Raw genomic sequence first — 25,296 nt, forward strand, 5'->3', positions numbered from 1 at the left:
GAGAAGATCCGAGCGCCCGAAATGTCCTCTCGCCAGGCACAGGGCAGCCGGTACCGGCTACGGCACAGCTGTGCCCTGCGGCGGAAGTAGGTCTACCGCTTCGGCCGCGAGCTGGTCGATCGTATCGACAGGCATGAGGAAAGCGATGTGCCACGTCTCGTCGTCCGCACCGACCAATGCCGAAACCGTGGCATCGCTGTCGACGCTCCAGTGAACCGGAACTCCACCGCACTCGCCGATATGCAGCGCACGCCGGGCGGCCCAGTCGGCCTCACGGATCGACCGCAACCGAGCGAGATCGGCGGGAGGGGCCCGGAAATGAAACTCCCACGACGGCGGGATCATCCCCATCCGCCTCGACCGACACGCTCACCACCCCAGCAGGATGGCATTCGAGGTGCTCCGCCGGCCGTCAAGGGCCGCGGGTGGCGTCAGGCAACCTCCAAGCCGGGGCGGACCGCCAATTCGCGTAGCGACAGAAAGTGCGCCGGCCGGTGTCGGGCAGCGGCTCAGCCGGGGTGGACCGCCGGTTCGAGCAGGGACAGGGTGCGCCGGCCGGCGTCGAGGGCTGCGCGCAGGCCGACCGGCATGGGCAGGTTGGGGCCGGCGTGGCCGAGGTCGACGTTGCCCAGGACGGGGATGTCGCGCGGGCCGAGGGCGTCGAGGACGAGCTCGGCCAGGGTCGGGGACGAGCCGGGGGCGAGACCCTCGATCGACTGCGGGACGCCGACGATCATGCCGGCGATGCGGTCGAGGATGCCGGCGTGGCGCAGCACGTGCAGGTAGCTCCACACGTACGCGGCCTGGCCGCCCAGCTCCTCCCAGAACAGCAGCGCGCCGTCGAAGCGGTCCAGCGGCAGCGCATACCGGGTCGCCTGGACCAGCGCGATCCGGTTGATCACGCCACCGACCAGGTGGCCCTCGGCCCGGCCGGGGCGCCAGCACTCCCACGACGGGCCCGCCGGCAGCGCCCCGATCGGCTCGGGACTGGTCAGCAGCTTCGCGTAGAGCGACTCGAGCTGCGCCTGGCGCGCGGCCGGTGCCGCCGGCCAATGGCCGCCGAAGCCGGGAACGGCCATGTCGGCATGGAAGCCGACCAGCCCGGTGCGCGCGTAGAGCACCAGGTGCAGCAGCGAGATGTCGCTGTAGCCCAGGATCGGCTTGGGGTCGGCCCGGATCGCCTCGACGTCGATCAGGTCGAGGTAGCCGAACACCGTCTGACCGCCGTCACTGGCGACGATCGCCCGCACCTCCGGATCACGCAGCAGCCCGTTGAGCTCGGCCGCGATCTCCCCCGGCGCCGCCGCGCTCCACCACCGCTGCCGCCCGGCTTCGAGCAGCGGCGCCCGCCGCACCCGGAACCCCATCCGCCGCAGCACGCTCTCCGTCTGCGCGACATTGGACTCGTACGCCACCGGCAGCGCCCCGGACAGCGCCGCGATCACGACGAGCTCCCCGGCCTTCAACGCCCGCGGCCGCAGCAGCCGCTCCCACCCGCTATCGATCACCGGCGCAGTGTCGCTGCCCCCGCCCGAGACCCGCCACGCATTTACGTTCGGGCTGCTCGACGACGAACGCGAGTTCCTCCTCGGCGTCGACCACGGCTGGGCGCGTGTCCGGCCGGCCGGCGAATGAGACCTGGCCGGCAGCGGCTCACCCGCGCTGCGCAGCCATTTCGGCGCGGTGTTCGCCCCACGCCTCGTCCCCGAGTTCACCATGATGTCGCTCGACCAGAAGAGGGTCCTGAACACGACGGTCTGGGGCGACGCCACCGTGAGCACGATCGCCGTCCGCCCCGACCGGGTCCGATGAGTCAGGACACGGGTGGGCCGACGGCGTACGTCAGGTAGGCGAACTGGCCGCGCCGGCTCAGGTCGGTCAGGGTGAGGCGGCGCGAGGTGAGGCGGCGTGGGAGCAGTGGGGCGCCGGCGCCCAGGGTCACGGGGGCGACGCCGACGATGATCTCATCGAGGAGGGTGGCGTCGGCGAAGGCGCCGGCCAGGTCGCCGCCACCGACCAGCCAGATGTTCTTGCCGGCGGCGGCCTTGGTCATGGCCTCGTGGACCGGGCGGACGTCACCCTGGACGAACGTGACGTCGGCGCCGGGGATCGGGGGCAGGTCGCGGTGGGTGAACACCCAGGACGGGACGTCGCCGTAGTACTCGGCCCATTTGGCTGGGTTGTCCAGCAGCGCCTCGTGCTCCAGCACCCACTCGTAGGTGGTGGCGCCCATGGCGAAGGCCCCGACCCCGGCGAAGAAGGACTCGAACGGGCTCACGCCGGTCTCGTCGGCGCGGTCCTGGTCGGCCTCGAAGAGCCAGTCGAGGGAGTTGTGCTCGTCGGCGATGTACCCGTCGAGCGTGGTCGCGGTGTAGTACTGCGTCTTCGGCACGGGCATCACCCTGCCACGGGGGTCTGACAAAACCGCCGGACCTGCGGGGCGACCGGTGCCAGGGGCGGCGCTGATCTACGCCGGGGGCCGGCGAGGGGCCAGCGCCGCGCGGATCGGGGCCGCCTTGGACGCGGCCTCGGCGACCTCGTCGTCCGGGTCGCTGTCCCAGGTGATACCGCCTCCCGCCCAGGCGTGCAGGCGGGCGCCGTCCGCGGCCACCGTACGGATCGTCAGCCCCAGATCGAGATGGTCGTGCCCGACCCAGCCGGCCGCGCCCATGCTGACCCCGCGCCCGACCGGCTCGAGCCGGGCGATCTCGGCCAGGGCGGCCAGCTTCGGCGCCCCGGTCACCGACCCGCCGGGGCAGACCGCCCGCAGCAGATCCGCCAGGTCGAGCCCGCCCAGGACCGGGGCCGACACGACCGACTCGGCCTGCCAGAGACCGGCCCACCGGCGTACGGCGAACAGCTCGTCCACCGTGACCGGGCCGAGCCCGGGCAGCCGGGCCAGGTCGTTGCGTTCGAGGTCCACGATCATGACGTGCTCGGCGCGTTCCTTGGCCGAGGCGAGCAGCTCCGCCCGGCCGGCGGCGGTGGCGGGGCGGGTGCCCTTGATCGGCCGGGTGATGACCCGCCCGTCCCGGACCTCGACCAGCGTCTCCGGCGACGCCGTGGCCAGCGCCCACCCCGAACCCGCCAGAACGCCGCCGTAGCGCGCGCCGGGCAGTGAGGCCACCCGGTGCAGGGCCGCGGCCGGCGAGCCTGTGTACGGCGCGCTGGCGTGCCCCACGACGTTGGCTTGGTAGACGTCGCCGCGCCCGATGGCCTCCCGAACGGCCTGAACCGCTTCAGCGTGCGCGGTCCCGGACCAGCTCGGCGTCCACGATCCCAGCGTGTAATCGCCAGGTTGCGCAGGGCTCGCACTATCGGTGGTGTGGACGTACACGACCGCGTAGACGTCGGGAATGGACGGCACCGGAGAGGCCGCGCCCAGGGTGCCGCCGGCCATCACGCAACCGGCATCAGCCGACACGTAGAGTGCCGCCCCGCAGACGGAGCCAGCGCCGGTCGGGCGAACCTGGGTGGCCGTTCGGCCAATATTTCGCACCGGCAGTCCGTTGGCTCCGAAGAACTCAGCGACAAGCTCGGCAGGGTCACCACCGTCACACCGGTACCACTGCAACACTGTTGACGCACGGTGACGGCCCTGGCAGGACGCCGGAGCGCCCGGCGGCGACCCCGAAAGAGGTGCCGAGAAGTGGTCGATCGGAGGAGTTCCGTGGACCATCGGAACCGAGGATTCTTTCAATGGGACGCCGTCACCCGCCCGATCCAAGGTCGTTCGGATTGAGGTAACGTCCGTCACCGTCGTTGTGAGTCTTCACACAACCCCCGACCGGAGAATCACGATGTTGTGCCAGCACACAGACCAATGTCCCAACGCCGAGGCCGTCGACCGCGAGGCCGCACGGACCGTCGCCACGTTCCGCGAGCAGGGCTGGAGCCTGCTCTGCAACGGCGTCATCGTCTTCGAGGACACGGGTGAGATCCTCCCCGACGGCACCATGATCGAGCCGCACCGGGGCCCCGCCCGGCACGCCCTCGCGGCGTAGAACAAAGCGGACATTTCAAGGTTACTCAGAGTAGCCAGAACACGACAGCCCTGGTGCGGAGGATCGACCCCCACACCAGGGCAAACCGAAATCAGTCCTCGAACGCTTCGGGCGCCGGGCACGAGCAGACCAGGTTCCGGTCGCCGTACGCCCCGTCGATCCGGCGCACCGGCGGCCAGTACTTCGCCGTCCGGTCCACTCCCGGCGGGAAGCCCGCCACCGACCGCGGGTACGGGTGCTCCCACTCGTCCGCCGTCACCGCCGACGCCGTGTGCGGGGCGTTGGACAGCGGGTTGTCCCCGGCCGGCCACACCCCCGCCGCCACCTGATCGATCTCCGCCTTGATCGCGATCATCGCGTCGCAGAACCGGTCCAGCTCGGCCAGGTCCTCGCTCTCGGTCGGCTCCACCATCAGCGTGCCGGCCACCGGGAACGACATCGTCGGCGCGTGGAAGCCGTAGTCGATCAGCCGCTTGGCCACGTCGTCGACCGAGACGCCGGTCGCCTTGGTCATCGGCCGCAGGTCGAGGATGCACTCGTGCGCGACCAGCCCGTTGTTGCCCGCGTAGAGCACCGGGAAGTGCTCGCTGAGCCGCGAGGCCACGTAGTTGGCCGTCAGCACCGCGGCGCCGGTCGCCGCGACCAGCCCGTCCGGGCCCATCATCCGCAGGTAGGCCCACGAGATCGGCAGAATGCCCGCGGAACCGTGGGCGGCCGACGACACCGAGGAGGACGTCAGCGGGTCGCCCGGCAGGAAGGACGACAGGTGCGCGCGGACCGCGACCGGGCCCACACCCGGGCCGCCACCGCCGTGCGGGATGCAGAACGTCTTGTGCAGGTTCAGGTGCGACACGTCGGCCCCGAACCGGCCCGGCCGCGCATAGCCGACCAGCGCGTTCAGGTTCGCCCCGTCCACGTACACCTGACCGCCGGCGTCGTGCACCGCCGCGCACAGGTCGGCGATCGACGTCTCGTACACCCCGTGGGTCGACGGGTAGGTCACCATGATCGCGGCCAAGTTGGCCGCGTGAGCCGCGATCTTCGCGTGCAGATCCGCCATGTCGACGTTGCCGTTCTCGTCGCAGGCCACGACGACGACCTTCATGCCGGCCATGACCGCGCTGGCCGCGTTGGTGCCGTGCGCGCTCGACGGGATCAGGCACACGTTGCGGTGCTCCTCACCCCGCGACCGGTGGTAACCCCGGATGGCCAGCAGGCCGGCCAGCTCACCCTGGGATCCGGCGTTCGGCTGTACGCTCACCGCGTCGTACCCGGTGATCTCGGCCAGCCAGCCCTCCAGCGACGACACCAGGTGCTCGTAACCGGCTGTGCGCGACGCCGGCGCGTACGGGTGGATGTCGGCGAACTCGGACCAGGTCACCGGCTCCATCTCGGTGGTGGCGTTGAGCTTCATCGTGCACGAGCCCAGCGGGATCATGCCCCGGTCCAGCGCGTAGTCGCGGTCCGAGAGCTTGCGCAGGTAGCGCAGCATGCTCGTCTCCGAGTGGTGGCTGTGGAAGACCGGGTGGGTCAGATACGGCGACGTACGCCCGAGGGGCCTGGCCCCGCAGGCGGCCGGCGCCGCCGCCGGAACTCCGAACGCGGTCAACACCGTGGCCAGATGCGCCGCCGTCGTGGTCTCGTCGCACGCCACCGACACGTGATCGGCGTCGACCATCCGCAGGTCGACCCCCTCGGCCGCCGCAGCCGCCACGATGTCGGCCGCCCGGCCCGGCACCACCGCGGTCACCGTGTCGAAGAAAGCGTCGCTGGTCACCGAGATCCCGGCCGCGGTCAGACTGCCGGCCACGGTCAGCGCGTGGTCGTGCACCCGCTTCGCGATCGCCTTCAACCCGGCCGGGCCGTGATAGACCGCGTACATGCTGGCCATGACCGCGAGGAGCACCTGGGCCGTACAGATGTTGCTCGTCGCCTTCTCCCGGCGGATGTGCTGCTCGCGGGTCTGCAGGGCCAGGCGGTACGCCTGAGCGCCGTCGGCGTCCTTCGAGACACCCACGAGACGGCCCGGCAGCGACCGCTCCAGACCGGCGCGCACCGCGAGGTACCCGGCGTGCGGGCCACCGAAGCCCAGCGGCACCCCGAAGCGCTGGGTCGTACCGGCCGCGATGTCCGCCCCGATCTCGCCCGGCGCCCGCAGCAGCGTCAGCGCCAGCAGATCGGCGGCCACCGTGACCAGCGCGCCGGCGGCGTGGGCCCGCTCGACCAGCGCGGCGTGGTCGCGGACAGCGCCCGACGCGCCCGGGTACTGCAGGTGAAGCCCGAAGTACTCGTCGGGCAGGGCGGCCGTCTCGTCATCGAGGTCGACCACGTGCAACTGAATACCGAGCGGCTCGGCCCGGGTCCGCAGCACGGACAGCGTCTGGGGCAACGTGTCCGCATCCACCACGTACACCCCGGACTTGACCTTGGAAGCCCGCCGGGCGAGGGTCATCGCCTCCGCCACCGCCGTGCCCTCGTCCAGCATCGACGCGTTGGCCGTGGTCAGACCGGTCAGATCGGTCACCATGGTCTGGAAGTTCAGCAGCGCCTCGAGCCGCCCCTGGCTGATCTCCGGCTGGTACGGGGTGTACGCCGTGTACCAGGCCGGGTTCTCCAGCACGTTCCGCTTGATCACGGCCGGCACGTGCGTGCCGTAGTAGCCGAGCCCGATCATCGAGGTCGTCACCGTGTTGCGCGCCGCGATCGCCCGCAGCTCGGCGATCGTCTCCTCCTCGGAGGCGGCGGCCGGCATATCCAGGCTGCCGTGCCAGCGGATCACCTCGGGAATGGCGGCGTCCATCAGAGCGTCCAGCGACGCGTACCCGATGGTCTTGAGCATGTGGGTCTGCTCGTCCTGGTCCGGGCCGATGTGCCGGGATGCGAACGTCATGACGGCTCCTAGGAGAGGTCGACAAGGCGGCCTCCCCCTCTGTCACGCCGTCTGAGAGAACGCGCGCTTCAGAGTCGCCTGCCCATGCGGTCCTTTTGCCTGAGAGGTTCCGGGGAGGATTTGCCCCTTCGGCGCCGCCGGTAACCCCGGCGATCTCTCCCGCATGGCTAAGCACCAAACTACCAGTGGATACAGCACAGCCAGGAAACCGGAAGGGTAGGACTGTGACCTACACCCCCGCGGGCGACCGCTACGACACCATGACCTACCGGCGCGCCGGCCGCAGCGGACTCAAACTCCCCGTGATCTCGCTCGGCCTCTGGCACAACTTCGGCCACGAGCGCCCCTGGCAGCGCCAGCGCGACATCGTCCGCCGCGCCTTCGACCTCGGGGTCACCCACTTCGACCTGGCCAACAACTACGGCCCGCCGCCCGGCAGCGCCGAGGAGAACTTCGGCCGCATCCTGAACTCGGATTTCAAGAACCACCGCGACGAGCTCGTCGTCTCGACCAAGGCCGGCTACTACATGTGGCCCGGCCCGTACGGCGAGTGGGGCAGCCGCAAATACCTCATCAGCAGCCTCGACCAGTCCCTGCAGCGCCTCGGCCTCGACTACGTCGACATCTTCTACCACCACCGGCCCGACCCGGACACCCCGATCGAGGAGACCATGGGCGCCCTCGACGCCGTCGTCCGCGCCGGCAAAGCCCAGTACGTCGGCATCAGCAACTACAACAGCGCCCAGACCGCTGAGGCCGCCCGCATCCTGCGCGAGCTCGGCACCCCGCTGCTGATCCACCAGCCGTCGTACTCGATCCTCAACCGCTGGATCGAGAAGGACAACCTGCTCGACACCCTGGAGACCGCCGGCGCCGGCGCCATCGGCTTCAGCCCCCTGCAGCAGGGCCTGCTCACCGACCGCTACCTCGGCGGCATCCCCGACGACAGCCGCGTCCGCACCAGCAACTTCCTCAACGAGAGCGACCTGGACAAGGGCACCCTGGCCCGCATCCACGCCCTCAACGACATCGCGAAGCGCCGCGGGCAGTCCCTGGCCCAGATGGCCCTGGCCTGGGCCCTGCGCGACCAGCGGATGACCAGCCTCATCATCGGCGCCAGCAGCGTCGAGCAGCTGGAGAACAACGTCGCCGCGACCAGCAACCTGTCGCTGACCGACGAGGAGATCGGCGAGATCGACGGCACCGTCCTCGACCTCTAGGCGCTATCTTCTCGACCATGATCGACCTGGTCGAGAAGCACACGATCCTGCGCGTCGTGGTCGGATCCCGCGCCTACGGCCTGGCCGGCCCGGATTCCGACCACGACCGCCGCGGCGTCTACGCCGCCCCCACCCGCCTGTTCTGGCCCCTCGACAAGCCACCGACCCACCTCGACGGCCCGCTCGAGGAGCAGTTCTCGTGGGAGCTCGACCGCTTCTGCACACTCGCCTTGCAGGCCAACCCCACCGTGCTCGAGGTCCTCTGGTCACCCTTGATCGAGCACCTCACCCCCGACGGGGAGGACCTGCGGGGCGTACGCCAGGCGTTCCTCTCCCGGCGCCTAGCCGAGACGTACGGGTCGTACGCCCGTGACCAGCTCGCCCGCGTCACCACCCGCCGCGAGCGTACCGGCGAGACCAACCACAAGCAGGCCATGCACATGATCCGCCTGCTCATGGCGGGCGCCCACGTCCTGCGTACCGGCCAGGTGTTGGTCGATGTGTCCTTCGCCCGCGACCGTCTCCTCGCCGTCAAGCACGGCCACGTCGCATGGCCCGACGTGACCGCATGGGCCGCCGACCTCCAAGCCGACCTCGCCACCGCGGCCGCCACCACCGCCCTGCCGCCCGAGCCCGACCGCACGACCATCGATCAACTGCTGGTGCGCGTACGCGAGAGAGGCCTGACATGACGCTCGACGTGCCCCCGTGGTCGGCGGAGATCATCGCCACCCTCCCCCACGAAGTGATCTTCCGCAACGGTCAGCGGCGCCCACCTCTACGGTTTCCCCTCCACCAACTCCGACCTCGACCTACGCGCCGCCCACCTGCTGCCCGCCACCGCGGTCGTCGGCCTGCACACCGGCCCCGACACCGTGCAGACCGGCGGCTACCGCGACGGCGTCGAACTCGACGTGGTCAGCCACGACCTGCTCAAGTTCGCCCGGCTGCTCAACAGCCGCAACGGCTACGTCCTCGAGCAGCTGCTCTCCCCGCTGATCGTCACGACGTCGCCGCTGCACGCCGCGCTGAAGGAATTGGCGCCCGGCCTCATCACCAGCAACCACGCCCACCACTACTTGGGCTTCGCCACCACCCAGCAGAAACTGTTCGACAAGACCGGCGATCTCAAACCGGCCCTGTATCTGCTGCGCGCGCTCCTCACCGGCCGCCACCTGATGCGCACCGGCGATTTGGAAACCGACCTGAACATCCTGAGCACCGGCCTTTCCTATGTGGCCGAACTCATCGCCCAGAAGCGCTCGGCCGAACACAGCCCCTTCCCCACCGAATGGATTCCGCGCCTCCGATCGGACGCGGACGCCCTGCGTACGGACCTGGAAGAGGCCCGCCAGGCGTCGTTCCTGCCCGCGATGCCGGCCGCTTCCTCGGTCGCCGCTTTGCACGACCTCGTCGTACAGGCCCGCCTCTCAACGGTCTGAAATCGCCGGTCGGCGAAGCCGTCGTATTTGTCTTTGGTGCGGCTCGCCGCACTGCCCCTAAAGCTTCCTAGGACTCTAGGAATTCAGTTCCGCAGCGGTTGGTCGTCTACTCTGATCGCATGCGCGCCACTCTTGCCCACATTCACCTCGCCCGGCCCCACCGGCCGGTCCTCGTGGCAGGCACCCTCGGCGAGCTCAGCGGCCCCACCACCGGCCTGGTCGAGCTCCCCCTGCGTCTCTGGTGGGGCCCGCAGCGCGCCTTCGACCTGTCCGAGCCCACCATGCTGGCCTGGATGTACGAGAACGTCCTCCGCGAAGCCATCCGCATCGACGAGCTCCGCACCTACCTGCACGGCCCCACCCTCATCCGCGTCTGGCCCGACCTGAACCTCCCCCGAGCCGTCCGCGCCGCCTGGGAAACCCGCCACCCCCACCTGCGTCTAGCCGCCGCCCGCCGCGCCGCCGACCACTTGGCCGCAGCCACCGCCGGGTCCCGCTGACTCAAGCCCGCCCGACCGGTCCCCTGGCGCCGCAGCCGACCTCGTCCCTCCGACCGCGGCTCGAGCGCGACCCCCAGGGGAACTCGTCGCTCCGACCGCGGCCTGAATGCGCAGGCCGACACCGGTCAGCGCGTCGCGCACGGCCGTCTTGTCGACCGTGCCGGGATCTCCCGCGTTTTCCGGGTCAGCTCCAATAAGCATCCGCCCACCGACTCACCAGCGGCAAAAGGACCCGACGGCGGCGCGCCACAGCGCCTGGGCGGCGCGCCAAACCTCGGCGGTTCGCACGGCGTGGGTAGCGGCCCCGCCTGGCACTCGAGCGCCGGAACCCCCGAAGGCCGGCCCACGCGGTGCCGGCTACACGGGGCCGACCGGCCACCACGCCCACCTTCGCCGCCACGGTGGAGGCCACCTCACCAGCTGTCTCGGCCATGTTGCTCATCGGCGGCAGCGAGACCCGACGCCGGCGCGCGGCCCGCTCGGACCGCCACCGCGGTCAGCCGGCCGACCATCTTCGCCGTCACGACGGAAGCAACCCTCTTCAGCTCCTCGGCCATGTTGATCTGATGGACTGAGGAGGTGTCTCCGCTGTCCCGTCGAGCCTGGAAAACTCTCGCTGTTCTGGGGGCGTTGATGGTCGTCGGCGGCCTGCTGATTTCCTCCGACTACCTCGTCGCCGTGAAGGTGCCGTTCCTGGCCTCCGCCCTCACCTGCTCCGGCGGGGTCCTGTGCGGCTTGGTCTGGGGCCGCGCTAGCAAGTCCAACCTGGCCCGGTCGACCGATAAGCCACCGTCTGCCCCACCGGCCCGATCCACAGGCCGGCTTCGTTTCCGCATTGGCTCAAGCGTGGCCAAGTTCAGCACCCATGAGGTCCCCCCCCTCCTCGATGTGGGGTGCTACTTCTCAGTGAGTACCGGTTCGCGGCCGCCAACAGGTGCGACGCTAACTCAAAGTAACGTATGGCGAAGCCGGGCGTCCCCTGTCTATGGCAGGTCCGTACACATTAGCGCGGCCGCGGCCATGGCGCGATAAATCTTGTCAGCGCATCGTGAAAAGGCTCGAATCCCGAGGTTGGCATGATCCAACGCTGACGTCACCGTCTCGGGTGCGGGACAATTTCTGTATGCGAGGGCAGATGTCATTGTTCGGCCGGGCCGAGACGACAACGATGCGCGATCGAACCAAGGCCAAGAACTATTCTGCCGAGCACGAAGAAACCCGGCGTCTTCTGAAAAAGCGCCGCGATTGGGGATTAGCGCAACGGCACGCCGAGAAGCAGCGCCGCATGTACGGATCCGTGGAGGCGGCCCGGGCCGAGTTCGCCCGGTGTGCCCGCGAGCGGCGGATGCCCCAGCCTCCGGCCGGCTGGACGAGCGCCACCGAGAACACCACTGCGACACGACCGCCCCGCGCCTCAGAGCCGGGCACACCGCAACCATCACCACTCACACGGACATCCCTCGCGCCAGCAGCCATCGAGCCGGCAGGGCCCGGGCCCGGGCCTGAGCAACCAGCGATGATGGAACCGGCAGAAGCCAGCCGCACGCCACCTGCCAGCAGCACCTATGCCCGCGCCCCGGTCACCGGCGGCGGCCGAAGCGGCGAAGCCGAACTCGGGCCCCGCCCACCGGCGGCGAGCGAACCGGCAACAGCCGAACCCAGGCCCCATCCCCTGTCGGCGAACGAACCGGCGATGACCGAACCCGGGCCGCACTCGCTGGCGGCGGCCAAAGCGGCGACGTCCGTGACCGCGTCTGCGCCCGGCGAGCCCGTCACGTCGGCGCCGGCCGGCGGCTCGGGCACCACGGTGATCGCACCCGGTCCCGCCGACCCGTTTGATCAAGTCAACCGGGTCTGTTCGGAGGCGCCACCCGCCGCCGCACACGCACGCCACTCTATCGCCTATTCAGGCGAGCCGGCCCATCCCCGTTGGCCCTCCTCCGCTACCCGAAAAAGAATGACCGACGGTCGGCACGCTGCAACAGAACGCTTACGCTGTACCCGATCACACCACCGGAAACGTATCGGAACCAACCTTGATTTCCTGTCTCGAGATAACGGTACGCATCCTCGAACTGATCGGCACAAACAAATCCGCAGAGAGAAGCCTCAGCCACGGAGCCCGGCACACTAAATTCGACGAAGCCGCGCGCTCTCGTCCCGCGAGGCTTCATGGCCGCTTGCACGGAGCGTGAACGGCTCGGAAGTGGCCACTGACGCCTCCGGGCGGTCATCATCGGATGGCCGGCGCCGTATCGGATCGGGCCGGCTGCTCGTCGGCCGGTACTGTCGGGCGGGTGACGGACGGGCCGTGGGACAGCTACGACCGGGGCAAGCTGCGGGCCGGCTGGTCCTACCCGGTCGGGCGGACGATTGTCGAGGAAGCGGTGCGGTCCGCCCGTGTTCATCTGCTCTCGCTGGATTTCAGCGTGCCGGCCGGGGGCACGGAGGCCGGTCTCCTCCTGGTCCGGGCCGCCCGGTACAGGGACCTCGGCAACACGTACTACCTCGCCCGCGGGACTCCCGGCAACTCGCGCTGTGTGCTCCACATCTACGCCGTGCCGAGTGAAGTCCGGGCCGAGGCACGCGCGATGCTCACGACGGGTGGCGGGCTGGAGCGGGCCTGCAAGTGGCTTGCGGCCACCGACTCGGCGGACCCGACGTGGCATGACAAGTCGCGCCGCTGGGAGGCTTACCTGATCGACGGCGGGCTGCGCGAGGCCGAGGCGGTGGGCTGAGGGGCGGGCCCTACCGTCTCCGGGATGCAGGCCGGGCACCGGGACCTCAACTGGAACGAGCGCGAGGACAACTGGCTCGCCAGCAACTTGCGGGTCGCGGCCGCGCTGGGCGAGTTGGGGTATGACTTTCGGCTCGCGCTGGGCGACGGCGGGCGCAACCCCGACCACGGCGGGGTGCGCGTTGCGGTGGCTGTTCAGGGCTGGTAGCGGTAGCCCATCCCCGGCTCGGTGATCAGGTGGCGGGGGCGGGTGGGGTCGTCCTCGAGTTTGCGGCGCAGGCGGGCCATGTACTGGCGCAGGTAGTTGGTCTCGGTGCCGTACTGGGGGCCCCAGACGTCGTGCAGGAGGCTGCGCTGGGTGATCAGTTTGCCGGGGTTGCGCAGGAGGCGTTCCAGCAGCTGCCACTCGGTGGGGGTCAGGCGCTGGTCGGGGGTGATGGTGTGGTCGGTCAGGTCGATCGTGTACTGGCCGAGGGTGACCGTGGCCGGGCCGCTGCCCTCGGTGGTGTGGGCGCGGCGGGTGACGGCGCGGATGCGGGCCAGCAGCTCGTCGACGCCGAAGGGTTTGGTGACGTAGTCGTCGGCGCCGGCGTCGAGGGCGGTGACCTTGTCGGTGCCCTCGGCGCGGCCGGACAGGACGATGATCGGGACCGTGGTCCAGCCGCGCAGGCCGCGGATGACGTCGGCGCCGTCCATGTCGGGCAGGCCCAGGTCGAGCACGACCAGGTCGGGTGGGTGGGCGGCGGCCGTCTTGAGGGCGGTGGCGCCGTCGGGGGCCAGGTCGACGTCGTACTGGCGGGCGCGCAAGTTGATCCGCAGGGCGCGGGCGATCTGCGGGTCGTCGTCGACCACCAGGATGCGCGTCATGACGTTCCCATCGGCAGCGAAAGGATCATGGTGAGGCCGCCTCCGGGGGTGTCCTCGGGGGTCAGGGTGCCGCCCATCGCCTCGGTCAGGCCGCGGGACAGGGCCAGGCCGAGACCGACGCCGGTGTGGTTGTCGCGGTCGCCGAGCCGCTGGAAGGGCAGGAACACGCGCTCGCGGTCGGCGACGGGGATGCCGGGGCCGTGGTCGACCACGCGCAGCTCGACCCGGCCGTCGAAGACCCGGCCGGTGATCTCGGGCGGGTGGTCCGGGGGCGAGTAGCGCAGCGCGTTGCCGACGACGTTGACCAGGACCCGGTCCAGCAGGCCGGGGTCGGCCCGGACCACGGCCAGGTCGTCGGGCAGGTCGACGGCGACGCGGCGGCCGGGCGGGCCGAGTTCGTCGAGGGCGCGCGGGACGATGTCCTCGAGGCCGACGTCGACCGGGACCATGCCGAGCGTGCCGGCCTGCAGGCGGCTCATGTCGAGCAGGTTGGCGACCAGGGCGGCCAGCCGGTCGAGGGACTCGTCGGCCGTTTCGAGCAGCTCGTGCCGGTCCTGCTCGTCGAACGAGACTTCTTCGCTGAGCAGGCCCGCCACCGCCGCCTTGGCCGAGGCCAGCGGGGTGCGCAGGTCGTGGCCGACGGCGGCCAGCAGGGCCGTACGGACCCGGTCGCCCTCGGCGGCGAGGGCGAGCCGCTGCTGCCGCAGTGCCACCGCGGCCTGCGCGGCGAACGCCCGTACCACCTGCCACTCATCCGCGGAGGGAGCGCGGCCGCGCAGGACCAGGGTCAGCGAGCCGTCCACGGCGATCGCGGCGTCACCGTCGACCGCCGGATCGCCGGCGCTGGCCACGGGCGTACCGGCCTCGACCAGGGTGACCGAGTCGAGGCCGTAGCTGTCGCGCAGCTCGGTCAGCAGCCCGTGCAGCGGGTCGGGGCCGGTCAGCACGCCGCCGGCCACCGCGGCCAGGGTGCGGGCGTCGGCGGCGGCCCGGTCGGCCTGGCGGGTGCGGCGGGCGGCCAGGTCGACCACCCACGAGACACCGAAGGCGACCCCGAAGAAGACCAGCAGGGCCAGCAGGCCCTCGCCGGTGTTGACCTCGAGGGAGTACAGCGGCGCGGTGAAGTAGAAGTTGAGCAGCAGGAAGCCGCCGACCGCGGCCATCAGCGCCGGCCACAGCCCGCCGAGCAGGGCCACCACCACGACCGCGGCCACCAGCAGCAGGACCACATCCGGCAGGGCCAGGTCGATGCGGTAGGCGAGCAGGGTGAGCAGGGGAACGCCGGCCGCGGCGGCGACGAGACCGGCGATCAGCCGCCGCCGCGACAGCATCAGTGCGGGCCGACGGCCGTGACCACGATCGCCGCCGCGCCGGCCTCGTCCGAGGCGGCCAAGTCGATCGTGGCGTCGATGCCCCAGTCGTGGTCGCCGTTCGGGTCCTCGAAGACCTGCCGCACGTGCCACGCCGTCGGGGTCTGTTCGATGTGCAGGAACGCGGGACCGCGGGCGGCCGGGCCGGTGCCGATCTCGTCGTACTCGTCGAAGTATTCCTCGATGGCGTCCTGCCAGCGGTCGGCGGTCCAGCCGGCCTCGGCGTCCATCTCGCCCAGCAGGTCCCACCGGCGCAGCGCGGCCAGCTCGACCCGGCGGAACATCGCGTTGCGCACCAGCACCCGGAACGCGCGGGTGTTGCGCGTGACCGCCGGGGGCTTGTCGTCGAGGCGTACCTCCTCGATGTCGAAGTTGGGGTTGCGCAGCCGCTCCCACTCGTCGAGCAGGCTGGAGTCGACCTGGCGGACCAGCTCGCCCAGCCACTCGATCAGGTCGGTGAGCTCCTCGGTGCGCCGGTCCTCGGGCACGGTCTGGCGCAGCGCGCGGAACGCGTCGGCCAGGTAGCGCAGCACGAGCCCCTCGGAACGCGACAGGCCGTAGAACGACACGTACTCGGTGAAGGTCATCGCCCGCTCGTACATGTCGCGCACGACGCTCTTGGGCTTGAGCTCGTAGTCGGCCACCCACGGGTGACCCCGGCGGTACGTCTCGTACGCGTTCTCCAGCAGCTCCAGCAGCGGCCGGGGATGCGTGACGTCCTCCAGCAGCGCCATCCGCTCCTCGTACTCGATGCCCTCGGCCTTCATCGCGTTGACGGCCTCGCCGCGCGCCTTCTGCCGTTGCGCGGACAGCACCTGCCGCGGGTCCTCCAGGGTCGACTCGATCACCGAGACCACGTCCAGCGCGTACGCCGGGTCCTCGGGGTCGAGCAGCTCCAGGCTGGCCAGCGCGAACGGCGACAGGGCCTGGTTGAGCGCGAAGTCCAGCTGAAGATCTTCGGTCAGGCGGTACGTGCCCTCGGGTGTCCGCTCGATGACGCCGCCGGCCAGCAGCGCCCGGGCGATGGCGATGGCCCGGCGGATGTGCTTGCGCTGCGCGCCCGGCTCCTCGTGGTTCTCGGTCAGCAGGTGCCGCATGGCCGCGAACGGGTCGCCGCCGCGCGAGATGACGTTGAGCAGCATGGCGTGCGACACCTGGAACGAGCTGGTCAGCATCTCCGGCTCGGCCGCCACGAGCCGGTCGAAGGTGGGCTGGCCCCAGCCGATCGTGCCCTCCGGCGGCTTCTTGCGGACCACCTTGCGGCGCTTCTTGGGGTCGTCGCCCGCCTTGGCCAGCATCCGCTCGTTGTCGATGACGTGCTCGGGGGCCTGCACGATGACCGTGCCCAGGGTGTCGAAGCCGGCCCGGCCCGCCCGCCCGGCGATCTGGTGGAACTCGCGCGCCTTGAGCAGGCGGGTCTTCACGCCGTCGTACTTCGACAGGCCGGTGAACAGGACCGTGCGGATCGGGACGTTGATGCCGACGCCGAGCGTGTCCGTCCCGCAGATCACCTTGAGCAGACCGGCCTGGGCCAGGGTCTCGACCAGGCGGCGGTACTTCGGCAGCATGCCGGCGTGGTGCACGCCGATGCCGTGGCGGACCAGGCGGGACAGCGTACGGCCGAAGCCCGCGGTGAACCGGAAGTTGCCGATCGCCGCGGCGATCTTGTCCTTCTCCTCGCGGGTGGCCATGTTGATGCTCATCAGCGACTGGGCCCGCTCCAGGGCGGCGGCCTGGGTGAAGTGCACGATGTAGACCGGGGCCTGCTTGGTCTGCAGCAGCTCCTCGATCGTCTCGTGCAGCGGGGTCATCGCGTAGGAGAACAGCAGCGGCACGGGCCGCTCGACGCTGCTGACCACGGCGGTGGGCCGGCCGGTGCGCTGGGTCAGGTCGTCGACGAAACGGGTGGTGTCGCCGAGGGTGGCCGACATGAGGATGAACTGGGCCTGCGGCAGCTCGATGAGCGGCACCTGCCAGGCCCAGCCCCGGTCGGGCTCGCTGTAGAAGTGGAACTCGTCCATCACGACCTGGCCCACGTCGGCGTCCGCGCCCTCGCGCAGGGCCAGGTTGGCCAGGACCTCGGCGGTGCAGCAGATGATCGGGGCGTCCGCGTTGACGCTGGCGTCGCCGGTCAGCATGCCCACGTTGTGCGCGCCGAAGACGGCGCACAGGGCGAAGAACTTCTCGCTGACCAGCGCCTTGATCGGCGCGGTGTAGAAGGTGGTGCGGCCGTCGGCCAGCGCCACGAAGTGCGCGCCGGTGGCCACGAGACTCTTACCGGAGCCGGTCGGGGTGTTCAGGATGACGTTCGCCCCCGTGGCGACCTCGATGAGCGCCTCTTCTTGATGGGTGTAGAGCGCCAGGCCCTGCTCGGTCGCCCATTTCTGGAAGGCGTCGAAGACGGCGTCGGGCTCGTTGGTGCCGGGAAGACGATCGGTCAATGTCATGATCTGCCAACTATATTTGCTACGCGCGCGGCCATTCCGCGAGGCGTTGCCGCAGCGCTGTGATTTCCGCCGGGCCGAGGCCGTAGAGCGCGAACCGCGCGTCGTCCAGCCGATCCAGATAACGCCCGGCGTCGGCGATGTCTTCCGGGTCGAGCGCGGGGTCGGCTGTTCTTCCCAAGTCCAAGATCGTCCGCAGCGGGTAGCGTTCCAGCGCGGCCGCCACATCGATGTAGTCGCGCACCTCGCGCCGGTTGACCAGGGCGGCGACCTTGGTGGCGACAAGATCATCCAGATGCATCACGGGGCCGACGTCCATCACCACGGGTGCCCGCTGCCGGTCCAGCCGGCACAGGGTCAGACGGAGCGCCTTCTTGTCCGAGGCGACCAGGAATTCCTGGATGTCGGCGGACATCCCCTCGAAAAGCTCGTCACCCTCCTCGGCCACGACCCGGAAGCCGGCGCGCCGCAGAGCTGAGGTGACCTCGCCCGCGGCGGCCACCACCCCGCCGGGCGCGTCGGTGAACAGGTCGACATCCTCGGTGGGGCGGGCCACCAGGCCGTTGACCAGCCAGGCGACACCGCCCCCGAGAACGAACCCGTGCTTGGTGGCGACCGCGAGCGCTATCCGCGCGACATCACGGTAGAAATCGTCGACGCTCGCCACCGCACCAGGCTATCCGCCGATCTTCTGCAGCACGAACCGCTGCGCCGCCGCGTTGTACTTGCGCGTGTAACCCAGATGCGTGGCCAGGCTCGCCCCGCGCGCGCAGAAGTTGTCCCCCGTGTCGCAGTACGACTGGGTCCGCGCCGCGAACGCGTCCAGCGCCGCGTCGTTGCCCCGCGCGAACAGCCCCGCCGTGCGAGAAGTGCCCGCGTTGAACGACTTGTTCGGCACGTACCGCGGGTCGCCCATCAGGATCACCGCGGTCACCCGCGCCGCCAGCTGGGCGTTCAGCGGCTGGTTGACCGTCGTGACCGCCTGCCGCCCGCTGCCGGCCAGCACGTCGCCGATCACGTGCGCCCCTTGCGAATACCCCATCAGGACCAGCTTGGTGCCCGGGCACTGCGCGGCCTTGGCCGTGATCTGCCCGGTCAGCGCCCGCACGCCCGCGGTCACGCTCGGTCCGTACGGGTTGAGCACCGCCGGGTAGTCGGTCGCCTCGGTGCTCACCGTCTGCCGGCTGGCCCGCTGCACGCTGCTGACCAGCGACCCGATGATCCCCGCGCCCGGCCGCTCGGTCGACGCCCGTGTCGCGATGATGTGCACCGCCGCGCACTGACCGTTCGGCGCGGCCACTTTGGTGTTGGTGCCACCGAACGCCTGCGGCGCGGCGAACAGCCCCACCGCGACCAGCGCGACTCCCGCCCCGATCGCGGCGATCTTCGTCTTGCTCTTGCTTCTGCGCATCTTGCTGCCCCTTCCGCCAAAAAAGCACTGCGAGTGCAGATAGCTGCCGGGTGATACGCAGGGTGGCGGCCTCGCGGTTCAACACCCAGGGGTGAACTCTTCGGCCCGGCGGCTCTCTCACTCTGGGTGACATTGAAGCTTGTAGAAGTACGCCTCCACGGCCGGCGCGCCAAATCTCCGCGCGACCTGGGCGGTGGTCCCGGCCGCCCGGCGCCTTTCGCGTGTGTCGGTGGCAAACTGCAACCCCATGCCGATCCGCCCTTTCCTGGGCCCGCCACCGCCCAGCACCGATCCGGCCGTCGAACTCCCCGTGCGCGTCGACTGCGGCCGCTACGCCCGCGAGAAGATCCGGTACTCCGTCACGCCGGGCGCGATCGGCTGTGGAGTCGCGGGGCCGAGGATCTCTTCGCGGCCACCCAGCACACGCCGGGCGGCCGCGTCGAGTTGGCGCTCTACGAGGCAGGGCACGTCTTCACGGCCCCGATGCGCGAGCGGGCGTACGAATTTCTCAGGGAACGCGTGTGAAGCCGAAGTCGGCGGACACGCGGCCGGTCAGGCGGTGGGTCGACGTGAGGCGGCCGTCGGCGACGAGACGGCGTACCTCCGAGACCGGGACCGCCAGGCCGGCCGACAGCAGCTTCGTCACGTGGATCGGGATGCGCGCGGCGAAGCGGACCCGCACGTCGGGCGATTCGGCCGCGGTCTTCTGGATCGTCCAGGCGCCCGTCCAGTCCAGGGTGACGTTGGTGCGGCGCTGCCAGGCCGGGTCGGCGAGCACCCGGGCCGCAAGCTCCGGATCGTTGTCATGAAAGCGATCCAGGGTCGACGGGTCGATGGCGCGCACGGTGGCCCGCTCCAGGACGGTCAGTTTGATGGTCTGCCCGCAGCCGGCGCACAGGGCCAGCAGCCAGACGTCCAGGAGCTTGTGGTTGGCGTTGACTCGGAACTTGCCGTGGGCGCGGAAGAGCTGCGAACTGCAGCTCGGACAGCGCCGGCGGATGAGGGGCAGGGCCGTCGGGAGGACGACCCACTCTTCGGGTTTGGTCACCGGTGGGGTTACCGATCTGCTGCGACACGTCCGGGCGGAGACGGGGCTCCGCGGGGAGGATCCGCGCATGACGGAGAAGCGAGGGGCGGCCGGGTGTCACGACGGCGCGCCGCATTCGCCTGGTCCATGCGGGATCGTCAGTACGCGAGCGGGCACAACGGCCCACGGCTCGCGCGGTGGAGGTGTCAGCAGGTGTACAAGGGACCGCCCTTCGTCCCGGCGAAGCTAACAGCGCCGCCGAGCAAGGCTCCACCTATTTTTGATCAGCAGGTCAGGCCGGGCATGTGGTGGGTGGCGATCGTGGTGGCCAGCTCCTGCAGCAGTCGCTGATCGCCGGGGCTGAGGTCGGCGGCGAGGTCGGGCAGGCGCTTGGCCACGTCGGCGTAGAGCGACTCGGCGATCTGCTTGCCGGCCGGCGTGACGTCGAGGGTGATCACCCGCCGGTCGGCGCCGGGGCTCTCGCGCTGGACCAGGCCGCGGCGCTCGGTGCGGTCGACGAGCTGGCTCAGCGCGTTCTTCGACATGCCGATCGAGGCGGCGAGCACGGCCATCCGCTGCGGCCCGTCCTTGATCGTGCACAGCAACTGGGCCTGGGCCGGCATTCGACCCCCACGATCTGAGCGGCCGCAAGCTGGCCAACCGCATCGCCATGGCCCCGATGACCCGCAGCCGCGGTCAAGCCGGCCGGCCAGGTCTTCACCCACGAGGGCCCGCAGGAGATGGTGACCCCGAAGGAGCTGACCGAGGACGAGATCGCCGAGACCATCGCCGATTTCGCCGGTGCCGCCCGCAACGCGATCGTCGCCGGCTTCGACGGGGTGAAGCTGCACGGCGCCAACGGCTATCTCATCCACCAGTTCCTCTCGGCCAACGCCAACCGGCGCACCGACGGCTGGGGCGCCTCGATCCCGGGCCGGATCCGCTTCGGCGTCGAGGCCGCGACCGCGGTGGCCGCCGCGATCGGCGCCGACCAGGTCGGTTTCCGGATCTCGCCCGGCAACCCCGCCAACGACATCACCGAACAGGACACCGCCGAGCTCTACAGCGCCCTGGCGGCCGGCCTGGCCCCCCCCTCGGCCTGGCCTACCTGCACCTGGTCGAGAGCCGCCGCCGTCCGCGGCGGCGACCCGGGCCCGAACACCCTCGTGCTCATCACCGTCGGCCGCAAGTCCGGCGCCACCCGCGAGACCCCGGTGATGTCCTTCGACCAGCCGGACGGCTCGGTGCTGATCGCCGCCTCCGCGGCCGGCCCCGAGCGCGATCAGGCCTGGGAGCGGATCTGCGCCGCGGCGCCCACCTTCGCCCAGTACGAGCAGGCGACCGACCGCCGGATCCCGGTCATCCGCCTGACCGCGCGGTAGCCTGACCCATTGTGGACAGCTCCGACCCGACGATGACCCGGATCGCCCACGCCGTTCAGCTGCACCACGGCCAGGGCCGGCGCGCGGACGCCCGCGCCGAGTTCGCGCGCATCTGGTCCGACATCGGCGAGGAGCAGGGCGACCCGCTGCACGTCTGCGTGCTCGCCCACTCGATGGCCGACGTCCAGGACGACGTCCACGAGGAGCTTCTGTGGGACCAGCGCGCCCTCGACGCGGCCGCCCACCTGACCGACGACCGCACCGCGGCGGCCGGCGTGCCCATGCCGGTCGCCGCCCTCTACCCGTCCCTGCACCTGAATCTGGCCGACTGCCACCGCAAGCTCGGCGACCTGCCCCGCGCCCGCGAGCACCTGGCCCAGGCCCGCGCCGGCATGACCGCCCTGGGCGACACCGACTACGGCCGCCTGATCCGCGACGGCCTCGACCGGCTCACCCAGCAGCTGAACCCCGGGTAGACCGGGGGAACAGCCTGCACAAGCGGGGCAGGCTGTTCCCCCGTCGACCCGCGAGGGCCGGGGCGGCGGGCCGGTGGTGACCCCGGGCGCTCGACGCGTCGTAGATGCCTTCTTGCTCACCCGTGACCCGGTCATAGGCGCTGGGGGCCCCGGCGGTCAGATCCTCCCAGCAAGGCCACTCGGCGTTGGTCCACTCCGCCGGGCGGCGACCGGCCAGGGCTCGTACGGCGGGAACCGGCGCTCCAGCCAGCCGGCCCGGCGCTGCGGGTTGCTCTCCCGCACGCCGGAGCGCTCCAGGAACTGCCAGAAGTCCTCGACATCCACGGCGAGGACCTTCCGTGGCAGGCTCGTGCCCCATGATCGATGACTTCGCCCGGGACTACCTGCACGGCGAGATCCGGGATGTCCGGGAGGCGCTGGCCGGGAAGCTCGAAGGCCTGTCCGAATACGACATCCGCCGACCGCTGACGGCGACCGGGACCAACCTCCTGGGCCTGGTCAAGCATCGGGCGACGTCCGAAGCCCGATACCTCGGCGAAGTCTTCGGACGGCCGTTCCCGGAGCCGCTGCCCCGCTGGCAGGACTCCGACGGCAGCGACTTCTGGGCCACCCCCACCGAGAGCCGCGCCCAGATCCTCGGCTTCTACCGCCGCGCCGCCACCCACGCCGACGCCACGATCACGGCCCTGCCCCTCGACGCGCCGGGGCACGTGCCGTGGTGGCCGCGGCCGGACGTGCGCCTGTTCGGCATCATGGTCCACGTCCTCAACGACACCACCCGTCACGCCGGGCACGCGGACATCTTGCGGGAACAACTCGACGGCCGGACCGGGAGCTCAGCCGAGCGAATCGACACCGCCGCGCGGGAAGCTCACTGGACCATGATCGAGCGGGCGGCCCGGGCAGCAACGCAGGGGCCATGATCGCCGGCGCCGGCGGCTACCCTGGCCGGCATGGTCATCGCCCGGCTGCCTGTCATCGCTGTCGACTGTCCCGATCCTGGGGAGCTCGCCCGGTTCTACGGTGCGCTGCTCGGGTGGAAGGTCGACGTCTCGGACGAACGGGCCTCGGCCTGCCCCGAGGAGGGGCAGTGCATCGCCTTCCATCGGGTGGCCGACTACACGCCGCCGAGCTGGCCCGGGCCGGAGCGGCCCCAGCGGATGCACTTCGACATGCTCGTCGACGACCTCGACGTCGCGGAGCGAGCGGTGGTTGCTCTCGGCGCGACCAGACATCCGCAGCAGCCCGGCCCCTCCTACCGGGTGTTCCTGGACCCGGCCGGTCACCCCTTCTGCCTGTGCCTGGAGTGACCGCCGAGCGGCTGGCCCGGGCCGGCATCGACGGCGTGATCCGTGTTGAGCCGGTCAGCGGTGGACTGGCCGCGCTGGCCGGGATCGCCGTACGCGAGAGTGCGCCGCCGGTCTTCGTCAAGACATTCGCCGACGCCACGGAAGAAGGCGCCTTCGTCGCGGAAGCGGAAGGGCTGGCGGCCCTGCGCGATCTCGGCGGGATGGCGACCCCCGAGGTGATCGCGGCGAACGACGAGCTGCTGGTGTTGTCGCTCCTGCAGCCGAGGCCGGCCGGCGAGGCTTTCTGGGAGCAGTTCGCCCATGCCCTCGCGCGGCTGCACACCAGCACCGTCCATCCGCGCTTCGGGTGGCACCGCGACAACTGGCTCGGCCGCCGGCGGCAGGTCAACCCCTGGACCCGGGACGGGTACGCCTTCTTCGCCGAGCACCGGCTGCTGCGCTGGCTCACCGAGCCCCGCGTCGAGGCCGCGCTGGAACCCGAAGATCGGGTGGCGTTGGAGCGGCTGTGCGACCGGCTGCCCGAGTTGCTGCCGGAGCGGCCGGCCTGCCTGACCCACGGCGACCTGTGGGCGCAGAACGTGCTGGCCACCGCGGACGGGCAGGCGGCGCTGATCGACCCGGCCGTGTCCTACATGTGGGCCGAGGTGGATCTGGCCCATCTGTGGATCACGGCGCCGCCCCCGGAGGCGCAGCGGTTCTTCGACATCTACGCCGAGCTGACCGGCCTCGACGACGGCTGGCAGCAGCGCATGCCGATCATCCAGCTGCGTCAGCACCTGGCCGTCGTCGCCCAGTTCGACCCCGACTGGGGCGCCGCCGACACGATCCGGGCCACCCTGGCCCCGTTCCGCGCGCGAGCCTGACGGGGCGCAACGCGCGAGCCTGACGGGGTGAAAGCCGCAGAACCGGACTGATCAGGGCCAGGACCGGACGGTCGCGGCCATGTGCTCGGCGAAGCGGACGCCGGCCTCGGTCAGATGCCCGCCGGTCAGCAGCGCGCCGACGGCCTCGGTGGTCCAGGCGCGGTGCCGGCGGTAGCGGGCCTCGTCGCCGCGGCGCCGCCACAGATCGGCCACGGCCAGGTGGGCGTACGCCCCCTGCAGCACCGCCTCCACCGGGCGCGGGTCGGCCCGCCAGCCCACCGGCAGCCGGGCGGCCGGGGTGGCGACCAGGTCGATCAGGTCGAGCAGCGCGCTCAGCTTCGTGTGCTGGAACTCGTGGACCAGCAGCACCGCGGCCGCGGCCGGATCGCCGGTGCGGGACAGCCCGAGCGCGCCGAACGCGTGCCGGGAGCTGGCGCTGCGCAGGCCGCCGGCCGGATCCTCGGCCAGCGGGACGATCGCCCGCAGGCCGTGCCGCAGTCCGTCGAGCTGGCCGGGGGCGTCGTCGGCGATGTGCTGCCACGCCTGCGCCAGCAGGGCCGCCCAGTCCTCGTGGGCCGCGGCGTCGAGCCGGCCGGCCGGGGCGTACGTCAGGTGCTCGCGGTACGGGTCGGCGTCCTCCAGCTGCACCCGTACGCCGTCGAGGGTGACCCAGCGCGCGGCGTGCCAGCCCGGCCCGTCGCGGCCGCCGGTGGCCGGCAGCTCGGCCCGCCCACCCGGCCAGCGCAGCACGAACAGCGACGGCCCGACGGTGACCCGCACCTGCGGCGCCGGCGCCTCGAAGACCCCGACCGTGGGCAGGTGGACCAGGCCGTCGTGGGCGTGCACCTGCACGTCGGCCACGATCCCGGCGCGCACCGCGACGGCGGCCGCGATCGCCGCCGTACGGTCGGGCTCGGCCTTTCCGCCGTCGAAGCAGGAGACGGCCCACGCGCGGACGAACGGGTGGCTCAGCACCGCGTCGAACGTCTCCGGGGCCTCGCGCTCGACCTCGGCCAGCAGCTCGCCGCCGGCCGCCGTCTCGGCCAGGATCTCGCTGACCAGGGCCCGGTTGACGGCCAGCTCGGCCGCGGCCAGCAGGTCGAGCGCCTCGCCGTCGCCGTAGCCGTCGGCCAGCCGGTCGAAGACACCGTCGGGCAGGGTGCCGAGGGCGCCGGCGAGCGTGGTGGCCACCGGCGGGGTCAGATCGCCGCGGTGAAGCGGGTCACCCCGGACCGCAGGACCCGCCGCAGGATGGGCGCCGAGGCGACCGGGGCGATGCGGTCGATGGGGGTCCGGCGGATCTCGTCGAGCGACTGCGGCTTCGGTGTCTTCTGCACAACGCTCCCCCAAAGC

27 protein-coding genes, 2 pseudogenes and 1 riboswitch are annotated in these 25,296 nt (G+C 71.2%); of the genes and pseudogenes, 13 read left to right on the top strand and 16 right to left on the bottom strand.

The window, feature by feature from the left end; all coding sequences use genetic code 11:
- Nucleotides 1-57 precede the first annotated feature (57 nt).
- Together AB0J66_RS05135 and AB0J66_RS05140 are read right to left on the bottom strand one after the other, a co-directional pair.
- The gene (locus AB0J66_RS05135) at nt 58-345 is read right to left on the bottom strand and encodes a hypothetical protein (protein WP_364655797.1); all 288 of its coding nucleotides are present in this window, start codon (nt 343-345) and stop codon (nt 58-60) included.
- 164 nt (nt 346-509) lie between these two features.
- On the bottom strand, nt 510-1,508 hold the full coding sequence (locus tag AB0J66_RS05140; RefSeq protein WP_364655799.1) for an LD-carboxypeptidase: 999 nt from the start codon (nt 1,506-1,508) through the stop codon (nt 510-512).
- 175 nt (nt 1,509-1,683) lie between these two features.
- Here AB0J66_RS05140 and AB0J66_RS05145 point away from each other — a divergent pair, with 175 nt between their 5' ends.
- Nucleotides 1,684-1,812, top strand: coding sequence for a hypothetical protein (locus AB0J66_RS05145; RefSeq protein WP_364655801.1), 129 nt, complete (start codon nt 1,684-1,686; stop codon nt 1,810-1,812).
- 1 nt (nt 1,813) lies between these two features.
- On the opposite strand, the gene AB0J66_RS05150 is transcribed toward AB0J66_RS05145, so the two are convergent.
- Together AB0J66_RS05150 and AB0J66_RS05155 are read right to left on the bottom strand one after the other, a co-directional pair.
- Nucleotides 1,814-2,392, bottom strand: a complete 579-nt coding sequence (locus tag AB0J66_RS05150; RefSeq protein ID WP_364655803.1) for a dihydrofolate reductase family protein — start codon at nt 2,390-2,392, stop codon at nt 1,814-1,816.
- A gap of 75 nt (nt 2,393-2,467) precedes the next feature.
- Entirely contained in the window at nt 2,468-3,577 is a 1,110-nt protein-coding gene (locus tag AB0J66_RS05155) for a chorismate-binding protein (RefSeq protein ID WP_364655805.1), read from the bottom strand.
- A gap of 226 nt (nt 3,578-3,803) precedes the next feature.
- On the opposite strand from AB0J66_RS05155, the gene AB0J66_RS05160 reads away from it, so the two are divergent.
- Entirely contained in the window at nt 3,804-4,004 is a 201-nt protein-coding gene (locus AB0J66_RS05160) for a DUF5999 family protein (RefSeq protein WP_364655807.1), read from the top strand.
- Between the two features lie 91 nt (nt 4,005-4,095).
- Here the strand turns inward: AB0J66_RS05160 and gcvP are convergent, their stop codons facing one another.
- On the bottom strand, nt 4,096-6,894 hold the full coding sequence (gene gcvP, locus AB0J66_RS05165) for an aminomethyl-transferring glycine dehydrogenase (RefSeq protein ID WP_364655809.1): 2,799 nt from the start codon (nt 6,892-6,894) through the stop codon (nt 4,096-4,098).
- Between the two features lie 77 nt (nt 6,895-6,971).
- Nucleotides 6,972-7,066, bottom strand: a riboswitch (glycine riboswitch).
- Nucleotides 7,067-7,118: 52 nt separating this feature from the next.
- Here gcvP and mgrA point away from each other — a divergent pair.
- The 4 genes and pseudogenes from mgrA (at nt 7,119) to AB0J66_RS05185 (ending at nt 10,056) form a co-directional block, all read left to right on the top strand.
- Nucleotides 7,119-8,114, top strand: coding sequence for an L-glyceraldehyde 3-phosphate reductase (mgrA, locus tag AB0J66_RS05170; RefSeq protein WP_364655811.1), 996 nt, complete (start codon nt 7,119-7,121; stop codon nt 8,112-8,114).
- Between the two features lie 17 nt (nt 8,115-8,131).
- Nucleotides 8,132-8,806: a nucleotidyltransferase domain-containing protein gene (locus tag AB0J66_RS05175; protein WP_364655813.1), complete on the top strand. Its 675-nt coding sequence runs from the start codon at nt 8,132-8,134 to the stop codon at nt 8,804-8,806.
- Nucleotides 8,803-9,556, top strand: a pseudogene (locus AB0J66_RS05180) (nucleotidyltransferase domain-containing protein). The gene AB0J66_RS05175 and the pseudogene AB0J66_RS05180 overlap by 4 nt, the downstream one beginning before the upstream one ends.
- A gap of 119 nt (nt 9,557-9,675) precedes the next feature.
- The gene (locus tag AB0J66_RS05185) at nt 9,676-10,056 is read left to right on the top strand and encodes a hypothetical protein (protein ID WP_364655814.1); all 381 of its coding nucleotides are present in this window, start codon (nt 9,676-9,678) and stop codon (nt 10,054-10,056) included.
- Nucleotides 10,057-10,469: 413 nt separating this feature from the next.
- Here AB0J66_RS05185 and AB0J66_RS05190 read toward each other — a convergent pair whose 3' ends face one another.
- The gene (locus AB0J66_RS05190) at nt 10,470-10,613 is read right to left on the bottom strand and encodes a hypothetical protein (RefSeq protein WP_364655816.1); all 144 of its coding nucleotides are present in this window, start codon (nt 10,611-10,613) and stop codon (nt 10,470-10,472) included.
- A 1,740-nt stretch (nt 10,614-12,353) separates the two neighbouring features.
- Between AB0J66_RS05190 and AB0J66_RS05195 the strand changes: the two genes are divergently transcribed.
- Together AB0J66_RS05195 and AB0J66_RS05200 are read left to right on the top strand one after the other, a co-directional pair.
- On the top strand, nt 12,354-12,794 hold the full coding sequence (locus tag AB0J66_RS05195) for a hypothetical protein (RefSeq protein WP_364655818.1): 441 nt from the start codon (nt 12,354-12,356) through the stop codon (nt 12,792-12,794).
- A 24-nt stretch (nt 12,795-12,818) separates the two neighbouring features.
- Nucleotides 12,819-13,026 (top strand): annotated as a pseudogene (locus tag AB0J66_RS05200) (hypothetical protein); the annotation flags it as partial.
- Here AB0J66_RS05200 and AB0J66_RS05205 read toward each other — a convergent pair.
- From AB0J66_RS05205 to AB0J66_RS05235, 7 genes are all read right to left on the bottom strand, one after another.
- Nucleotides 12,989-13,660, bottom strand: a complete 672-nt coding sequence (locus AB0J66_RS05205; protein WP_364655819.1) for a response regulator — start codon at nt 13,658-13,660, stop codon at nt 12,989-12,991. The pseudogene AB0J66_RS05200 and the gene AB0J66_RS05205 overlap by 38 nt on opposite strands.
- Entirely contained in the window at nt 13,657-14,991 is a 1,335-nt protein-coding gene (locus AB0J66_RS05210; protein WP_364655821.1) for an ATP-binding protein, read from the bottom strand. Before AB0J66_RS05210 ends, AB0J66_RS05205 begins: the two co-directional genes overlap by 4 nt.
- On the bottom strand, nt 14,991-17,477 hold the full coding sequence (locus AB0J66_RS05215) for a DUF3516 domain-containing protein (RefSeq protein WP_364655823.1): 2,487 nt from the start codon (nt 17,475-17,477) through the stop codon (nt 14,991-14,993). The genes AB0J66_RS05210 and AB0J66_RS05215 overlap by 1 nt, the downstream gene beginning before the upstream one ends.
- A gap of 19 nt (nt 17,478-17,496) precedes the next feature.
- Nucleotides 17,497-18,141: a nucleotidyl transferase AbiEii/AbiGii toxin family protein gene (locus AB0J66_RS05220; RefSeq protein ID WP_364655824.1), complete on the bottom strand. Its 645-nt coding sequence runs from the start codon at nt 18,139-18,141 to the stop codon at nt 17,497-17,499.
- 9 nt (nt 18,142-18,150) lie between these two features.
- On the bottom strand, nt 18,151-18,885 hold the full coding sequence (locus tag AB0J66_RS05225; RefSeq protein WP_364655826.1) for a cutinase family protein: 735 nt from the start codon (nt 18,883-18,885) through the stop codon (nt 18,151-18,153).
- A 508-nt stretch (nt 18,886-19,393) separates the two neighbouring features.
- Entirely contained in the window at nt 19,394-19,933 is a 540-nt protein-coding gene (locus AB0J66_RS05230) for a DUF1062 domain-containing protein (protein ID WP_364655827.1), read from the bottom strand.
- A gap of 263 nt (nt 19,934-20,196) precedes the next feature.
- Nucleotides 20,197-20,535, bottom strand: coding sequence for a MarR family transcriptional regulator (locus AB0J66_RS05235; protein WP_364655828.1), 339 nt, complete (start codon nt 20,533-20,535; stop codon nt 20,197-20,199).
- A 117-nt stretch (nt 20,536-20,652) separates the two neighbouring features.
- Between AB0J66_RS05235 and AB0J66_RS05240 the strand changes: the two genes are divergently transcribed.
- Nucleotides 20,653-21,294 (top strand): nitroreductase/quinone reductase family protein, encoded by a 642-nt coding sequence (locus AB0J66_RS05240; RefSeq protein ID WP_364655830.1) that lies wholly within the window; start codon nt 20,653-20,655, stop codon nt 21,292-21,294.
- A gap of 11 nt (nt 21,295-21,305) precedes the next feature.
- Nucleotides 21,306-21,770 carry a hypothetical protein gene (locus AB0J66_RS05245; RefSeq protein ID WP_364655831.1) on the top strand — a complete coding sequence of 155 codons (465 nt, stop codon included), beginning with the start codon at nt 21,306-21,308 and terminating at the stop codon, nt 21,768-21,770.
- 156 nt (nt 21,771-21,926) lie between these two features.
- Here the strand turns inward: AB0J66_RS05245 and AB0J66_RS05250 are convergent, their stop codons facing one another.
- Nucleotides 21,927-22,094, bottom strand: coding sequence for a hypothetical protein (locus AB0J66_RS05250; protein WP_364655833.1), 168 nt, complete (start codon nt 22,092-22,094; stop codon nt 21,927-21,929).
- 32 nt (nt 22,095-22,126) lie between these two features.
- Between AB0J66_RS05250 and AB0J66_RS05255 the strand changes: the two genes are divergently transcribed.
- From AB0J66_RS05255 to AB0J66_RS05265, 3 genes are read left to right on the top strand one after another with little or no spacing between them, the layout of a single operon-like run.
- A complete protein-coding gene (locus tag AB0J66_RS05255) occupies nt 22,127-22,693 on the top strand; it encodes a DinB family protein (RefSeq protein WP_364655834.1) in 567 nt (188 codons plus the stop codon).
- 30 nt (nt 22,694-22,723) lie between these two features.
- Nucleotides 22,724-23,080 carry a VOC family protein gene (locus AB0J66_RS05260; protein WP_364655836.1) on the top strand — a complete coding sequence of 119 codons (357 nt, stop codon included), beginning with the start codon at nt 22,724-22,726 and terminating at the stop codon, nt 23,078-23,080.
- On the top strand, nt 23,068-23,943 hold the full coding sequence (locus tag AB0J66_RS05265; protein ID WP_364655837.1) for a fructosamine kinase family protein: 876 nt from the start codon (nt 23,068-23,070) through the stop codon (nt 23,941-23,943). The genes AB0J66_RS05260 and AB0J66_RS05265 overlap by 13 nt, the downstream gene beginning before the upstream one ends.
- Nucleotides 23,944-23,994: 51 nt before the next feature.
- Here the strand turns inward: AB0J66_RS05265 and AB0J66_RS05270 are convergent, their stop codons facing one another.
- Both AB0J66_RS05270 and AB0J66_RS05275 read right to left on the bottom strand, forming a co-directional pair.
- The gene (locus tag AB0J66_RS05270; protein ID WP_364655839.1) at nt 23,995-25,134 is read right to left on the bottom strand and encodes an HEXXH motif-containing putative peptide modification protein; all 1,140 of its coding nucleotides are present in this window, start codon (nt 25,132-25,134) and stop codon (nt 23,995-23,997) included.
- Nucleotides 25,135-25,142: 8 nt separating this feature from the next.
- Nucleotides 25,143-25,280 (bottom strand): hypothetical protein, encoded by a 138-nt coding sequence (locus tag AB0J66_RS05275; RefSeq protein ID WP_364655841.1) that lies wholly within the window; start codon nt 25,278-25,280, stop codon nt 25,143-25,145.
- Nucleotides 25,281-25,296 lie beyond the last annotated feature (16 nt).

The organism is Actinoplanes sp. NPDC049598, assembly GCF_040675435.1.
Lineage (GTDB): Bacteria > Actinomycetota > Actinomycetes > Mycobacteriales > Micromonosporaceae > Actinoplanes.

Excerpts from the sequence above, each read along its gene's own strand:
- AB0J66_RS05215 (WP_364655823.1), bottom strand. The coding sequence starts at position 17,477 with ATGACATTGACCGATCGTCTTCCCGGCACCAACGAGCCCGACGCCGTC.
- gcvP (WP_364655809.1), bottom strand. The coding sequence starts at position 6,894 with ATGACGTTCGCATCCCGGCACATCGGCCCGGACCAGGACGAGCAGACC.
- AB0J66_RS05190 (WP_364655816.1), bottom strand. The coding sequence starts at position 10,613 with ATGGCCGAGGAGCTGAAGAGGGTTGCTTCCGTCGTGACGGCGAAGATG.
- AB0J66_RS05225 (WP_364655826.1), bottom strand. The coding sequence starts at position 18,885 with ATGCGCAGAAGCAAGAGCAAGACGAAGATCGCCGCGATCGGGGCGGGA.
- AB0J66_RS05210 (WP_364655821.1), bottom strand. The coding sequence starts at position 14,991 with ATGCTGTCGCGGCGGCGGCTGATCGCCGGTCTCGTCGCCGCCGCGGCC.
- AB0J66_RS05175 (WP_364655813.1), top strand. The coding sequence starts at position 8,132 with ATGATCGACCTGGTCGAGAAGCACACGATCCTGCGCGTCGTGGTCGGA.
- AB0J66_RS05260 (WP_364655836.1), top strand. The coding sequence starts at position 22,724 with ATGGTCATCGCCCGGCTGCCTGTCATCGCTGTCGACTGTCCCGATCCT.
- AB0J66_RS05185 (WP_364655814.1), top strand. The coding sequence starts at position 9,676 with ATGCGCGCCACTCTTGCCCACATTCACCTCGCCCGGCCCCACCGGCCG.
- AB0J66_RS05255 (WP_364655834.1), top strand. The coding sequence starts at position 22,127 with ATGATCGATGACTTCGCCCGGGACTACCTGCACGGCGAGATCCGGGAT.
- AB0J66_RS05135 (WP_364655797.1), bottom strand. The coding sequence starts at position 345 with ATGATCCCGCCGTCGTGGGAGTTTCATTTCCGGGCCCCTCCCGCCGAT.
- AB0J66_RS05235 (WP_364655828.1), bottom strand. The coding sequence starts at position 20,535 with ATGCCGGCCCAGGCCCAGTTGCTGTGCACGATCAAGGACGGGCCGCAG.
- AB0J66_RS05240 (WP_364655830.1), top strand. The coding sequence starts at position 20,653 with ATGGTGACCCCGAAGGAGCTGACCGAGGACGAGATCGCCGAGACCATC.
- AB0J66_RS05205 (WP_364655819.1), bottom strand. The coding sequence starts at position 13,660 with ATGACGCGCATCCTGGTGGTCGACGACGACCCGCAGATCGCCCGCGCC.